The following is a 268-nucleotide window of genomic DNA, read 5'->3' as shown; positions in this document are numbered from 1 at the left end:
GCATAATGGCAAGCCAATGCCAGTGCCAGACTGTTTGGTCGAATAAAAAGGCAATAACGCCTGCGATAATACTTCGCTCGACATCCCGCTGCCTTGATCATCCACTTTTATCAATAAACCCGCAAGCGGATGAATCGTTTCGTCAAAGCTCAGCGCCACATTATCGGCACTAGAGCCGGACTCATGGGCATTTTTAAGTAAATTAATCAGTACTTGTTCTAATTGCACTGCATCGAGCTTAATCGCGGTTTGCGGTAAGGCTGATAAC

General features: G+C 45.9%; 1 protein-coding gene. It reads right to left on the bottom strand.

Going from position 1 to position 268, the window contains the following annotated elements; translation table 11 throughout:
* Positions 1-268: ATP-binding protein (locus AAEY72_RS15080; protein ID WP_352311379.1), on the bottom strand; the 268-nt coding region annotated here is incomplete at both ends.

This window comes from Psychrobacter sp. W2-37-MNA-CIBAN-0211 (assembly GCF_040309405.1).
GTDB classification, from domain to species: Bacteria; Pseudomonadota; Gammaproteobacteria; order Pseudomonadales; family Moraxellaceae; genus Psychrobacter; species Psychrobacter glaciei.
Note: the sequence above shows the minus strand (reverse complement) of the source record. Positions and strands in the feature narration are given on the sequence as shown.